Source organism: Sphingomonas sp. Leaf22 (assembly GCF_001421715.1).
In the GTDB taxonomy this organism is placed as follows: domain Bacteria; phylum Pseudomonadota; class Alphaproteobacteria; order Sphingomonadales; family Sphingomonadaceae; genus Sphingomonas.
Map to the genome: position 1 here is coordinate 1 of NZ_LMKP01000005.1, position 12706 is coordinate 12706.

Annotated in this window: 11 protein-coding genes; 4 read left to right on the forward strand and 7 right to left on the reverse strand. The window is 65.1% G+C overall.

Features of this window, described 5'->3' with window-relative positions; genetic code table 11:
- Window positions 1-708: 708 nt before the first annotated feature.
- On the reverse strand, window positions 709-1059 hold the full coding sequence (locus tag ASE70_RS03655; RefSeq protein ID WP_056501516.1) for a DUF6481 family protein: 351 nt from the start codon (window positions 1057-1059) through the stop codon (window positions 709-711).
- A gap of 289 nt (window positions 1060-1348) precedes the next feature.
- Between ASE70_RS03655 and ASE70_RS03660 the strand changes: the two genes are divergently transcribed.
- Entirely contained in the window at window positions 1349-1861 is a 513-nt protein-coding gene (locus ASE70_RS03660; RefSeq protein ID WP_156355953.1) for a hypothetical protein, read from the forward strand.
- A 250-nt stretch (window positions 1862-2111) separates the two neighbouring features.
- The gene (locus ASE70_RS03665) at window positions 2112-2600 is read left to right on the forward strand and encodes a GAF domain-containing protein (RefSeq protein ID WP_056501523.1); all 489 of its coding nucleotides are present in this window, start codon (window positions 2112-2114) and stop codon (window positions 2598-2600) included.
- 41 nt (window positions 2601-2641) lie between these two features.
- On the opposite strand, the gene mnhG is transcribed toward ASE70_RS03665, so the two are convergent.
- The 6 genes from mnhG to mbhE are packed head-to-tail and all read right to left on the reverse strand — an operon-like array spanning window position 2642 to window position 8186.
- Window positions 2642-3016 (reverse strand): monovalent cation/H(+) antiporter subunit G, encoded by a 375-nt coding sequence (gene mnhG / locus ASE70_RS03670; RefSeq protein WP_056501525.1) that lies wholly within the window; start codon window positions 3014-3016, stop codon window positions 2642-2644.
- A 2-nt stretch (window positions 3017-3018) separates the two neighbouring features.
- Window positions 3019-3297, reverse strand: coding sequence for a monovalent cation/H+ antiporter complex subunit F (locus ASE70_RS03675; RefSeq protein WP_056398257.1), 279 nt, complete (start codon window positions 3295-3297; stop codon window positions 3019-3021).
- Window positions 3294-3629, reverse strand: a complete 336-nt coding sequence (locus ASE70_RS03680) for a Na+/H+ antiporter subunit E (protein WP_056398261.1) — start codon at window positions 3627-3629, stop codon at window positions 3294-3296. The genes ASE70_RS03675 and ASE70_RS03680 overlap by 4 nt, the downstream gene beginning before the upstream one ends.
- The gene (locus ASE70_RS03685; protein ID WP_082450617.1) at window positions 3626-5092 is read right to left on the reverse strand and encodes a proton-conducting transporter transmembrane domain-containing protein; all 1467 of its coding nucleotides are present in this window, start codon (window positions 5090-5092) and stop codon (window positions 3626-3628) included. Before ASE70_RS03685 ends, ASE70_RS03680 begins: the two co-directional genes overlap by 4 nt.
- A complete protein-coding gene (locus tag ASE70_RS03690; RefSeq protein WP_235519573.1) occupies window positions 5089-5463 on the reverse strand; it encodes a sodium:proton antiporter in 375 nt (124 codons plus the stop codon). Before ASE70_RS03690 ends, ASE70_RS03685 begins: the two co-directional genes overlap by 4 nt.
- The gene (mbhE, locus tag ASE70_RS03695) at window positions 5460-8186 is read right to left on the reverse strand and encodes a hydrogen gas-evolving membrane-bound hydrogenase subunit E (protein WP_056501529.1); all 2727 of its coding nucleotides are present in this window, start codon (window positions 8184-8186) and stop codon (window positions 5460-5462) included. The genes ASE70_RS03690 and mbhE overlap by 4 nt, the downstream gene beginning before the upstream one ends.
- 378 nt (window positions 8187-8564) lie before the next feature.
- Here mbhE and ASE70_RS03700 point away from each other — a divergent pair, with 378 nt between their 5' ends.
- Together ASE70_RS03700 and ASE70_RS03705 are read left to right on the forward strand one after the other, a co-directional pair.
- The gene (locus ASE70_RS03700) at window positions 8565-9107 is read left to right on the forward strand and encodes a GAF domain-containing protein (RefSeq protein ID WP_056501532.1); all 543 of its coding nucleotides are present in this window, start codon (window positions 8565-8567) and stop codon (window positions 9105-9107) included.
- Between the two features lie 303 nt (window positions 9108-9410).
- On the forward strand, window positions 9411-12593 hold the full coding sequence (locus ASE70_RS03705) for a beta strand repeat-containing protein (RefSeq protein WP_162235918.1): 3183 nt from the start codon (window positions 9411-9413) through the stop codon (window positions 12591-12593).
- The last annotated feature ends 113 nt before the right edge of the window (window positions 12594-12706 follow it).

Sequence of the window (12706 nt, forward strand, 5' to 3'; positions counted from 1 at the left end):
CGACATGCTGGCCCGCTTCAACCGCCGAACCAAACGCGCCTCCAAGACCCAACAGATGCTCGAGATCACCCTCGACATCTTCCTCGCCAGAAAACGTCTGGGTCTGAAGTGACTACTCCCGCGGGTGCGGGAATCGACCCTCACGGACATCTTCGCGCGCCTTCCGCGCTTCGTCTCCCACACACCGGCGGCGGTCGCCTTATACTGATGAGTGCGACGTGGAATGACGATAGGCCTCCCCCGCAATAGCGGATCGGCCGGGCCGGGCATCGCCTCTCTCCATCGACGAAACGACGTCAGGGTGGTACCAAAGTTTGCGCGCGTGGACCGCTTATTCCAATAACGGCGGCATTTGGCCTTTTGCCGTTGGTGCCGGGCACCACTATCAACGGATATAAAACGGTTCGGTGTTCGCCTCTGGCCAGTACGACGGACGCAGTTGCTAACGGTCGCCGGCGAAATACTCCGCCGCTCGACTCATCCGGCGTTGAAGCGGACCGTGAATGAACGGTCGCGCCGCTCACTGGCGTGACGTCCCGTTGGGTACGGTCCGGTCAGCGACGTCGCGGTACTCGGCATGAACAACGCGGACGTAGCAGTTTGCTTCATGCTCGATCATCCGGCGGGTCGGTAGAGGATGATATCGGCCTTCGCCTACAATCCTCCCGACCCGCCGTTTACCTTGCTCACAAACAGACCATCCGGCCCCTAATTACGCGCCTTGCGCGCTGCATACCGGGCATCGCGTGCCGCTTTCAGTTCCGCTGCCGTCGGTACCTTCGGAAGCTTCGCCTTGGCGGCTTCCGCTTCGGCGAGCGCGGCTGCTTCGGCGGCGGCCTTTGCCTGTTCCGCAGCTTCCTTGGCCGCAGCTGCGGCCGCGAGCTTGGCCGCCTGACGCTCCGCCTGCGCGGCTTCGCGCGCCTCACGGGCGGCTTTCCGCTCGGCCACTACGGCCGGGTCGGGTTCGGGTCGTTCGCGATACTGCTTCAGCGCCTCTAGCTTGGCCGCACGGGCAGCAGCGGTACGCTCATTGAAATCAGGGGTCTTGAATGCCGGCATCAATATGTCCCAAGGACGGGGCAATAGTACCCCTAAGGGCATATAACACTTTACGTCATTGGCAGAAGAGGCATCCGGTCCTAAATTTGCGAACCTCCGCCTCCTTTGCCAATCGCACCTTCTCGCCCGAACATCATTATCGTACGCGTGATGCCATCGGACATGTCGGATCGATGGAATTCGATCGCCATGCGGTACGGCCATTCCGCAGTATCGGCCAGTCAAAGGACGCACGCCCTGAACATCCTGACACGGGTCGCCGGGCCGCGGTGCCGATCAACCATCCGCGATGATTGAAAACCTCCACCTGGCTCCCGGCCCCAGTCCAGCGCCGGTCGCTCGCGGACGGTCACCGGCGCTCGATGCCTTGCGCAACGGTGCTGCTCGTGCGGAACGGCTCTATATCGGCCAAACCCTCCGACATGGAGCACATGCCGTACCGGCGATGGTGGCCTTGAACGTGCTCCGGGAACTCGACCTGTTGTTCACCTACGCAATCAACGAACGCGCTGCGCGATCGGGGCTGGCAACATGTCCTGCCGATGCGCCGTCGAGGATCAAACTCTGCGTGCTGTCGTCGATCTGCCCGACCAGCGTGGGTGATCGGGACCGATACCGGACCAATGCCTTGGGGCGAGTGCGCCTCGATCGCACCGCATTCCACGCATCGGGGCGCTCGTCATCGCCAAGCGGCATGGGCGAGGATCGGATCGCCGAGATGCTGTTGGCAACCGTCCATTGGCACGTCCTGACCGCTGAAAAACTCCGCGCCTGCAACCGAGCGACGGCACCAGGCCGCTAAGCCGCAGCGGCTCGCCCCGCCGAACGCGACCGGATGGTACCGGTTGGGAGCGCAGGACGAAAAACCGCTGCGTTGCGATCGCTTTGCGCGGCGACTGAATGGAATCCGGGTTCACCTGCCATAAACGGCGTCGACCGCCTGTGCCGACCACCGGATCTGCACAATTCCGCAGGTGACACAACGACCACCCTTTACCTAACCATATGTCTTGGTTAGCTTTATCTGTAGAACAGAACAGAGGAGGACGCTTGTGGCAGCGTATGACCCCGTCGTGGCGAACGAGATGCGGCGCCAGGCGGCCGTCGATCGGACCGGTATCCTACGGCGTGGCAATAATCCGGCGCTGCAATCGATCGTCGAGGACGCGGCCCGGCTGGCAAAGGCACCGATAGCGGCGATCACGATCATCGATCGCGCCCGACAATGGTTCGCGGCGCGGATCGGTCTCGACAACGAAGAGGGTCCACGCAGCGAAGCGTTCTGCGCCCATACCATCCTGAAACCAGGCGAGCCGCTCATCGTCCTGGACACGCTGGAAGACATTCGCTTCGCGACGAATCCGGCGGTGGTGACGACCCCGCATATTCGTTTCTACGCAGGCATCCCGCTGGTCAACCGTGCGGGGTATGCGCTTGGCGCGCTCTGCGTAGCCGACACGAAGCCGCGACCGGATGCGTTCGACATCTACACCCTGAGCCATCTGGCGCGGACCGCGGAACGACTGGTCAGCTCGATCTGATCGCACGGTCCCAACTCATCGAGGCAGCGACGGCTCGGAACCTACCGGTCATTCGACGGCGGCGTTCCTGCCGGAAACTGTTCGTCGCTGGCCAGCGGATCGTCGGTGATCCCGTCGAGCGGCGTACGCGTGACATAGGTCGCCCGCCCGAGCAGTTGTGCGGCGGCGGGTAGGGTTACGAGCAGGAAGAGGATACTCAACAATCCGGTCTGTGGTCGCGCGACTTCACCGAGCAGCATCGCCCCGACGATCACCAGCGCGGTGCCGAGCGTTCCCGCCTTCGTCGCGCTGTGCATGCGTTGTAACGCGTCGGGCAAACGAACGAGGCCGATCGCGGCGATCAGCAGAAAGGCGACCCCGGCCGCCATCAACAGCACACCGGCGAACGTCGACAGGGAAAATTCGGCAAGCGCCATGGTCAGGGCCGCTTTCGCTGTTCGAGGAAGAGCGCGAACGCCGCCGTCGCGACGAAGCTGACGAGCGAGAGCACCAGCGCGACGTCGAGGAAGCCGCTGCGCCCCGTCGCGACGGCAGTCAGTGCGGAAAAGGCGACCGCGACGGCGGTCAGCATGTCGAACGCAACGAAGCGGTCGGCCGGCGTCGGCCCACGCAGCATCCGCCACGCCGCCAGCGCCAGCGCGACGCCGAGCACCGCCATCAGCCCCCATGCGATCCCGGCCAGATCGACCGCGATCATGCCGCCAGCTCCCGGACCCAGCGTTCGTACAGCCGCCGGAAGCGCGCGATCGTCGCGGGCGGATCGGGCGCGTCGAGCACGTGCAGATACAGGCGGCGACGATCGACCGACACATGCAGGCACGTCGATCCGGGGGTCAGCGACGTGAGATAGGCGAGCAGCGCCACCGCCCATGGCTGTCGAAGGTCGGTCGTCATCACGAGGATGGCGGGCCGGTTGCGCAGCCGGGGGCGCAGCACGACCGCCGCCACCCGGAACGAAGAGAAGAGCAGGTCCCACAGGAACATCGCCAGCAGTGCCGGGACGGCAACGATCCGCCGCAGGATGGTCATAGCCCCAACTCCATCAAGGTCCGCGCCGACGCTCGTGCGACGACCCACAGCGATTGCGGGAACAGCCCGATGGCAAGCGTCGCGGCGGACAGCACCGCCATCCCCGCCTTCATCGCGACCGGCACGCGCCGGGGCTGGCGGTCGGTCGGCAGCGCCTTCCAACAGGTTTCCGACCATAGATTGGCGACCGAAACGATCGTCAGCAGCGCGGCGATCAGCGCGATCAGCGCCAGCCAGCCCATGCCGGCATCGACCGATGCCCGCACCACGAACAGCTTTGCCCAGAAACCGGAGAGCGGCGGAATGCCCGCCAGCGACAGCATCGGCACCGCGAACAGGAAGACGAACCACCGGTCCGACCGCACCATCCCGCCGCTGCGCTTCAGGTCCCAGCTGCCGGTCGCGCGGCGGATAGCGCCGATGCCGAGGAACAGGTTCGCCTGCACGATCATCGAATGGATCATGTAAAAGGTCGCCGCCGCCAGCCCCATCGCCGATCCGATGGCCAGCCCGGCCGCCATATACCCGACCTGCGCCACGACGTGATAGCCGATCAGCCGGCGCATATTAGTCTGCGCCAGCGTCGCCAGCGCGCAGAGCAGCATCGTCGCGGCGGCCAGCACGGCGATGACCGGATACAGCTGCGCCGCGCCGCTGCCGAGCACGCCGGCCATCACGAGCATCAGCGCGAAGAAACCCATTTTCGTCATCAATGCCGCAAACACCGCCGCGACGGTCAACGGCGCGGCGGCATAGGACGCGGGGAGCCAGACATGAAAAGGGGCAAGGCCGGATTTGAGCGCGAAGCCCGACAGCAGGAGCGCCGCCGCGACGCCGGTCGCGACGCTGGGCGGTCGCGACTTGAGGATCGTCGCGAGGTTGGCCATGTCGAGCGTGCCGGTCACGCCGTAGAGCAGTCCGATGCCGATCAGGATGGCGGTCGCGCCGACCATGCCGAACACGGCATAGCGGGTCGCACCGCCGACCTGATGCCGCCGCCGGTCGAGCAGGATCAGTCCCAGCGCCGCGACCAGCGCCAGTTCGAACCAGACATACAGGTTGAACAGGTCGGTCGTCAGCAGCGCGCCGTCGACCGCCCCGATCAGCGCCAGCATCAACGCGTCATAGCCCGCCCGCCGCCGCCGGTCGCCGATGTCCGCCCGTGCGAAGATCGCCGCGGCGCAGGCGACCAGCGCCACGACGGCGACCAGCGCGACGCCCGGCAGGCGCGCGGCAAAGCCCACGCCGATCCCGCCCGGCCAGCCCCCGAAGATCGTGACGGCGAGGCTGTCGCGATCGATCGTCCGCAGCAACAGCGCGAACGATGCGAGCACGGTCAGCGCGACGATGCCGCCCGCGAACGGCTCGACCAGCCGCGGCCGCCTGCGCAGCACCATCGCGACCGCGCCGCCGGCCAGCGGCAGGACGACCGGTGCCAGCAACAACAGGGCGTCGGGCATCATGACGGTTCGACCGGTTTGGTCGTGCGCCGTGGCTCGACCAGATCGAGATCGCGCGCGTCGAGCGATCCCGTCGCGTGCCACCCGCGCAACACGACCGTCGCGAGGATGACCGTCAGGGCGAGGCCGATGACGATCGCGGTCAGGATCAGCGCCTGGATCATCGGATCGGCCGACGCACCGAGCGTCTTCGCCCCCTCCCGGATCAACGGCGGTTGCCGCCCGCCCTGCCCACCCGCCACGAACAGCATCAGGTTCGTGCCGGTTGCCAGCAGCGCCAGTCCCAGCAGGATCCGCACCAGATTGCGCGACAGCACCATGTGCAGGGCACAGGCGATGACGATCGCGGCGGCGACGGCATGGAGCAGGATCATCGTACCGCCTCCTTCTGCAATCCGAAGAGATAGGTCAGCACCGCGCCCAGCACGACCAGATAGACGCCGATGTCGAACAACAGCGTCGTGCCGAGTTTGGGCAACCCTCCGCCCGGTTCCCACCATAAATGGGTCAGATACGCCCCGCCGCCGATCATGCCCGGCAGGCCGCTGACCACCGCCAGCAACAGTCCGGCCCCGACCAGCACGGTCGGTGGCACGCGCAAGCTGCGCGCCGCGGCGATCGGCCCGCGCGCCAGCGACAGGACGGCGAAGGCGAGCGACGCGACCAGCCCGCCGATGAACCCGCCGCCGGGCTGGTCGTGGCCGCGCCACAGGATCGCGACCGATGCCGCCAGCAACAGCGCGAACAACGGCCCCGCCGCCATCGCAAAGCCGAAATGGACGTCGCCACGGACGGGACGGTCTTCGTCGCCCGGACGGAAGAACAACGCCGATCCCAGCAACGCGGCGGCGGCGATGACCGCCGTTTCGCCCAGCGTATCGAATGCGCGGAAATCGACGAGGATGACGTTGACGACATTATGGCCCCGCCCGGCGATATAGCTCATCCGCCCGAAGAAGTCGGAGGCCGGCGCACCATGGATCGCCGCCGCCGCGTCCAGCGTCGCGACCAGCAGGACCAGCGCCAGCGCCCCGGCGAGGCCGGCATCGACCCACCGCTGCGCCGGGTTGCGCGTCCGCCCGGCCATCAGCGGCAGCGTCGCCAGCATCGCGGTCAGCAGGACGACCAGCAACGCCTCGACGGTGAACTGCGTGATGGCGAGGTCGGGCGCACCGCCGGTCATGAACAGGATCGCGACGGCGAAGCCGGTCAGGCCGACGGCCAGCATCGTCGTGACCAGATGTTGCGACCGCGCCGCGACGACGGCCCCGACGACCGCCGCCAGGGCGATCGCGACGTCGGCCAGATGCGGCATCTCGCCGACCGCGATCCGCACCGGCGCGCCGACCGCGAGGATCGACCACCCGGTGATGCCCGCGATCGTGGCGAGGACGATGCCCAGCAGCACTCGCAGATCGCTGTGTTCGGTCCAGTTGACCGCATGCGCCGACAGCCATGGCAGCGTCCGCTGGCTCGATTCCCACAGGCGTTCGATCGCAAAGCGTTCGAACCGGTCGCTATCGCGCAGGAACAGGTGAATGCGACGCCAGAAGACCGAGATGGCGATGCCGACGACGACGACCAGACCGCTCAGCAACAGCATCGGCGTGACGCCGTGCCACACCGCGACGTCGACCGGGATCGGCCGGCGATAGACCGCCGCGACCGCCGGGCTGACGACCACGCGTTCGATCCATCCCGGATTGAGGCTGAGGAACAGCCCGAGCAGCGACAGGAACAGCGGCGGCAGGCCCAGCGACAGGCTCTCGCGATTCTTGAACTCGATCGGCGCGCCGGGCTTCAGGAAGAAGGGCCGCAGCGTCACGACAGACGCGACGGCGACCATCACCGCATTGACCAGCACGGCAATCGCGATCGGTACGCTTTCCCAACTGCTCTCGATCTGCGCCTGGAACAGGAATTCCTTGGTGATGAACCCGAAAAAGGGCGGTATCCCCGCCATCGACAGGCTGGCCCCGATACAGGCGAGGGCGGTCAGCGGCATCCGCCGGGCCAGCCCGCCCAGCGCGCGCAACGAACCCTGCCCGGTCATGTGCAGCACCGATCCGGCGCAGAAGAACAAGGCCGCCTTGTACAGCGCATGGGCGATCAGGAAGCCGATCATCGCCACCGTCGCGGTCGGCCCGTCCAGCCCGACCAGCAGGACGAGAATGCCGAGCGATGCGATCGTCGAATAGGCGAGCGCCGCCTTGAAACTTTCCGCCCGCAACGCCTGTACCGCCGCGACCAGCATGGTGATGCACGCGACCGCGATCATAACGTTGCGGCCCCACACCGTCGCCGCGATCACCGGTTCGAACCGCGCGAGCAGATAGATGCCGAGCTTCACCATCGTCGCCGAATGCAGGAATGCCGACGCCGGGGTCGGCGCCTGCATCGCGTTGGGCAACCAGAAATGGAACGGGAACTGCGCCGATTTGGTGAAACCCGCGATCATCACCGCGACGATGATCGGTGCCGCCCAGCTGCTCGCGATCAGCTCCGGCGTGCGATCGATCGTCTGCGCGAGCGAGAAGGTGCCCAGCACATGCGCGATCATCGCCACCGCCGCGACCAGCGCCAGCCCGCCGCCCGCCGTCACCTGCAACGCCATCAACGCCGCGCGCCGCGCCCGCGCGGAACGGCTGTCAAACCCGATCAGCAGGAACGACAGGATGCTCGTCGCCTCCCACATCGTCACCATCAACAGCAGATTGTCGGCGAGCACGGTGCCGAGCATCGCGGTCATGAACAACAGGATCAGCGTGAAGAACCGCGCCCGCTGATGCCGCGGCTTCCCCGTCAGATAGCCGCCGGCATAGACGATCACCAGCGTCCCGATCCCGGTGATCAGCAGGCAGAACAGGAACGAAAATCCATCGAGCCGCAGGGTCAGGTCGAATCCGACCGAGGGTGCCCAGTCCTTGCCCTCGCCCCGCACCCACCCGCGCTCGACGATGTCGGACATGCGAATGAACGCCGCGAACAGGCCGAGCGGGAACAACGCGATGACCAGTCCGGCGCCACGCCCCATGAACCGGGCGATCTGCGGCAGAAGGCAGCTGCCGACAAGCGAGACGAGGAGCAGGACCAGCATCCGACTGCCTTCGTACAACCGGCCGGATCAGGCAAGTTTGCGTGTTGCCCAACAGAGAGGCAGCGTTCGCGAATAAGCGCGGTCGTGGCACGACCGACGCCTTCCGACGGGTCGGCGGACCGGCTGCGTACGCCGCGGACATACGACGAACCCCCGGCCGGACGGTGCGGCGGATGCTTTCGACCATGCCCGGCATGATCGGAAGCGCGGCCGGGAACATGGGCGACCATAATCCAAATCAAGATCGAATAACGCCGCAGTTCCCGTGGCATGTCGCCGGGTCACCATGGGCTAAAACGAGACAGTTCTAAATTAATGGTTGGTTGTTAACGTGTTCCGGGCAGTTAAGGACGCCGACGACAGCGAAAGGGACTTTTTGTGGGCGTCTCGTATTTTTCTCCGCCGCCGACCGGGGCGAACGAAGCGGAGCGCGAGCGTGCCGTGATCGAGTCCGGTGCGATCGACGCCAGGGGCGATACGGTATTGGGCACGATCTGCGTCGAGCTTTGCCGGCAAGTCCGCGGCAAGGCGGCGTTGCTGTCGATCCTGTACGGCGAAACCCAATATGTGATCGCCGCGCATGGCTTCGCGATCGGTGCCTATAGTCGAAAGAATTCGCTGTCGGGACATGCGCTGTACGCCGACGACGATCTGTTCGTCGTGCCCGACCTTGCCGCCGACAAGCGCTTTGCGGAAAATCCGTGGGTGAATGGCGAGGTGGCGCGGTTCCGCTTTTATACGGCATCGCTGATCCGCCCGCACGGCCGACTGCCCGTCGGCGTCATCAGCGTCCTCGACGACAAGCCGCGCCCGTCAATCTCCCCGGCCGAGCGGGAGGTCATGCTGGCCGCCGCCGCCGATATGGCCGCGCGGATCGTGCAGATTTCGCAGGACCGGAACACCGCCCCCGTCCCCGATTGAGACAGTCGCGGCGCGTTCTCATTTTGGGCGGGTAGCCTGTGCCCAAATATTGCAAAACGGGTTAGCGGTCTCCGACAGGGGCCGAACGGCATCGCGTGATCATCGACCAAAGCAGATGTCGCGTCGTTGTTGTCCAGCCTGTAACAATATTCGAAGAGCATCGAACGGAACCGCAACGGACGATCGACCGCGCGTCATGGATCTCTGATCCCGCCGGCGATCCATATTCTTACGAAATGCGCGACGCAGGCTGACGCGACGATGGTTGCGGACGGTCCGTTCGTGCGCATGGGGGGAAGATACATGCCAGTTTTGAAATCGTCGCTCGGGCTGTTCGGCAAGGATGCCGGATCGGCGCTGGAGTATGACTTTGCCAATTTCGGGTTTTCGGACAGCGGTCAGGGATCGGTGTCCGATTCCTACGATATCGGGGTCGCGGGGGCGGACTATGAACTGGGCGTTCGCTACGACCTGGCGTTCGGGTTGATCGGCAAGGCGCATCTCGACCTCGGCCGGATCGACGGCACCTTGTCCTATACCGACGATGCCGTCGTATCCGACGCGGCGACGGTCGATGGAACCGTCCGGGCGTTCGTCGACACCTCCGCCTCCTCGATTGACGAGAGCAGTTTCGAGGTAACCGGCCCCGATGCCGCGGAAAGCTATATCTCGATCGACATGATGGCCAAGGTGAAGGCGGATGTCTTCGGCCATTTCGGCGGCTGGTACGACATCGGGCTCGACTGGAACAGCGGCAAGACCGAATTCGACGAGAACGTCGTCGACCTGAATATCCAGGAGGAGGTGTTCAAGGTCACCGCCGCCGATCTTGGCGGGGCGGATGGCGAATTGTACCGCGTCGATCTGGACTTCGCCGAAATCGCGGCCGGTCTGCCGGTCTTCGACTATGACGACATCGTCGCCGATGGCGATGGACCGCTGGCGACCTTGACCATGACCGGCACGTCGTCGCCGTTCCTGACGGTGGAGGTCGATATCGACTCGTTCCTGCTGCCGGAGGGCAATTCCTTCGACTACGAAGTCGACCTGCTCGACGATACCATCACCTTCGGTGTCGATCTGGGCATCCTCGATGCGAAGCTGGTCGCAACCGCTTCGTTCAAGCAGGAGATTACCTGGACCCCCGATATCGACGTGACGATGACGTCGTCGTTCGGCGAAGAATTGAAGGGCGATCTCGGCGACGTCTTCGAATTCACCACGCCGGAAGGGGAAGGCACGTTCAAGGTTACCGCCGTCTATCATGCGAGCGTGATGGTCGGCACGGTGACGTCGCTCGTCCTCGCGACCGCGGTCGACTGGAAAATGCTGTATGGCGAGGCGTTCGTCGCGATCGACGTGCTGGGCTATCAGGACAAATGGGGATTCGATATCAGCCTGATCGAGGGGTCGATCCCGCTCGGCCCCGACATCAGCTTCGAACTGTTCAACGACGAAAGCGTCTACACGCTGGAGACGATCACCCGCGAATATGATGTCGCGTACGAGAATTTCGTGACCGCGGCGTCGGGCCGCGACCTGAAACTGACCACGCACCAGCTGGAGGTGGTCGGCGGCGATATCGACAACGTCATCACCGGAAACGCGCTCGACAATATCCTGTCCGGGCGGGGCGGCGACGATCGGCTGAACGGCGGCGGCGGCGTCGATACCCTGATCGGCGGCACGGGCGACGACATCTATGTCGTCGATACCGCGACGGATAGCGTCGTCGAACTGGCCGATGAAGGGTCCGATCTGGTCATTTCCTCGGTCGATTATATGCTGGGCATGAACGTCGAGAATCTGACGCTTGCCGGCGATGCGCTGCACGGCATCGGCAACGCGCTCGACAACGTCCTTACCGGCTCGTCGGGCAACAACAGCCTTGCGGGCAATGCCGGCAACGACACGCTGGACGGTGGCGAGGGCAATGACACGCTCGACGGCGGTGTCGGCGACGACGTCTATGTGGTCGATGCGATCGGTGATGTCGTCCTGGAACAGGCCGATGCCGGGACCGACACGGTTCGTTCGGCGCTGACCACGTACACGCTGGGCGCGAATATCGAGAACCTGATCTTCGGAGGAGCCGGTGCCTTTACCGGGTCGGGCAACGCCGCAGCCAATAGCGTGACCGGCGGCGCGGGGAACGACATGCTCGACGGCAAGGCAGGCGCGGATACGCTGGTCGGCCATGGCGGTGACGACACCTATGTCGTCGACAACGTCGGCGACGTCGTGGTCGAGGCGACGGGCGAAGGCACCGACCGGATCGTCGCCAGCGTCGATTACACCCTCGCCGCGAATGTCGAGGATCTGCTGCTGGCCGTCGGCGCGACCACCGGCATCGGCAACGATCTCGACAACCGGCTGACCGGCAACGCCGCCGCCAATATGCTGCGCGGCGCGGGTGGCAACGACTATCTCGATGGCGGCAGCGGCAACGACGCGCTGTTCGGCGGCAGCGGTGACGACAGCTATGTGGTCGACGCGGCGGGGGACGTCATCACCGAACTGGGCGACGAGGGCACCGATCTGGTCCTGTCGAACATCGCCTCCTACACCCTGTCCGCCAATGTCGAGAATCTGACGCTGATCGGTGTCAAGGCGGTGACCGGCACCGGCAACGCCCTCGACAACGTCCTGATCGGCAATGCCGCGAAGAACACCCTGCGCGGAGAGGCGGGCGACGATTATCTCGACGGACAGGGCGGGAACGACGCGCTGATCGGTGGCGACGGCAACGACGTGTATGTCGTCGACAGCCTCGGCGACACCGTGACCGAGCGTTCCAATGCCGGGACCGACACGATCGAGACGGCATTGGCCACCTATACGCTGAAGGCCAATGTCGAGAACCTCGTCTACACCGGCACCGGCAATTTCACCGGCACCGGCACGTCCGCCAACAACCTGATCAGCGGCGGTCAGAACCATGACTATCTGAACGGCGGCGACGGCCTCGACACGATGATCGGCTATGACGGAAACGACACCTATGTCGTCAGCCGTGCGGAAGACATCGTGATCGAAGCGGTCAATGGCGGGATCGACGAAGTCCTCAGCGCGGCCGACAATTACCTGCTGGCCACCAATGTCGAGAATCTTCGCCAGATCGGCAATGCCAGGAACGCGACCGGCAACGCGCTGGCCAACGTCATCGTCGGCAATGGCGGTGCCAACATCCTCGATGGCGGCGCAGGTGCCGACGAACTGCGCGGCGGCAGCGGCAAGGACACCTTCGTCTTCCGCGCGGGCGAAACCGTCGCCGGCGACCGGGTAGCCGATTTCAGCGGCGCGGGTGCCGCAAGTGGCGACAAATTGCTGTTCCTCGGCTTCGGTTCGGGTGCCACGATCGCGCAGGTGGGGCTGAGCGACTATTACACGATCCAGAGCGCCACCCACCAGGCCGTGACGATCCAGCTGATGGGCGTGTATAATCTGAACACGGGCACGGGCAGCAACGACTATCTGTTCGGGTAAATCGCGTCATCGAACGCGGGGCAGGAGCAGCGATGGGCAATTTCCTGCCCATCGCTGCTCCTGATATTGGAAACTACCGAACGAGCGGGTTTCGAGCCGGCACAGGTCCGCTG

What these genes read in the sequence shown, in the direction of transcription:
- ASE70_RS03655 (WP_056501516.1), bottom strand. Translation starts at nt 1,059, where the DNA reads ATGCCGGCATTCAAGACCCCTGATTTCAATGAGCGTACCGCTGCTGCC.
- ASE70_RS03660 (WP_156355953.1), top strand. Translation starts at nt 1,349, where the DNA reads ATGATTGAAAACCTCCACCTGGCTCCCGGCCCCAGTCCAGCGCCGGTC.
- mnhG (WP_056501525.1), bottom strand. Translation starts at nt 3,016, where the DNA reads ATGGCGCTTGCCGAATTTTCCCTGTCGACGTTCGCCGGTGTGCTGTTG.
- ASE70_RS03675 (WP_056398257.1), bottom strand. Translation starts at nt 3,297, where the DNA reads ATGATCGCGGTCGATCTGGCCGGGATCGCATGGGGGCTGATGGCGGTG.
- ASE70_RS03680 (WP_056398261.1), bottom strand. Translation starts at nt 3,629, where the DNA reads ATGACCATCCTGCGGCGGATCGTTGCCGTCCCGGCACTGCTGGCGATG.
- ASE70_RS03685 (WP_082450617.1), bottom strand. Translation starts at nt 5,092, where the DNA reads ATGATGCCCGACGCCCTGTTGTTGCTGGCACCGGTCGTCCTGCCGCTG.
- ASE70_RS03690 (WP_235519573.1), bottom strand. Translation starts at nt 5,463, where the DNA reads ATGATCCTGCTCCATGCCGTCGCCGCCGCGATCGTCATCGCCTGTGCC.
- mbhE (WP_056501529.1), bottom strand. Translation starts at nt 8,186, where the DNA reads ATGCTGGTCCTGCTCCTCGTCTCGCTTGTCGGCAGCTGCCTTCTGCCG.
- ASE70_RS03705 (WP_162235918.1), top strand. Translation starts at nt 9,411, where the DNA reads ATGCCAGTTTTGAAATCGTCGCTCGGGCTGTTCGGCAAGGATGCCGGA.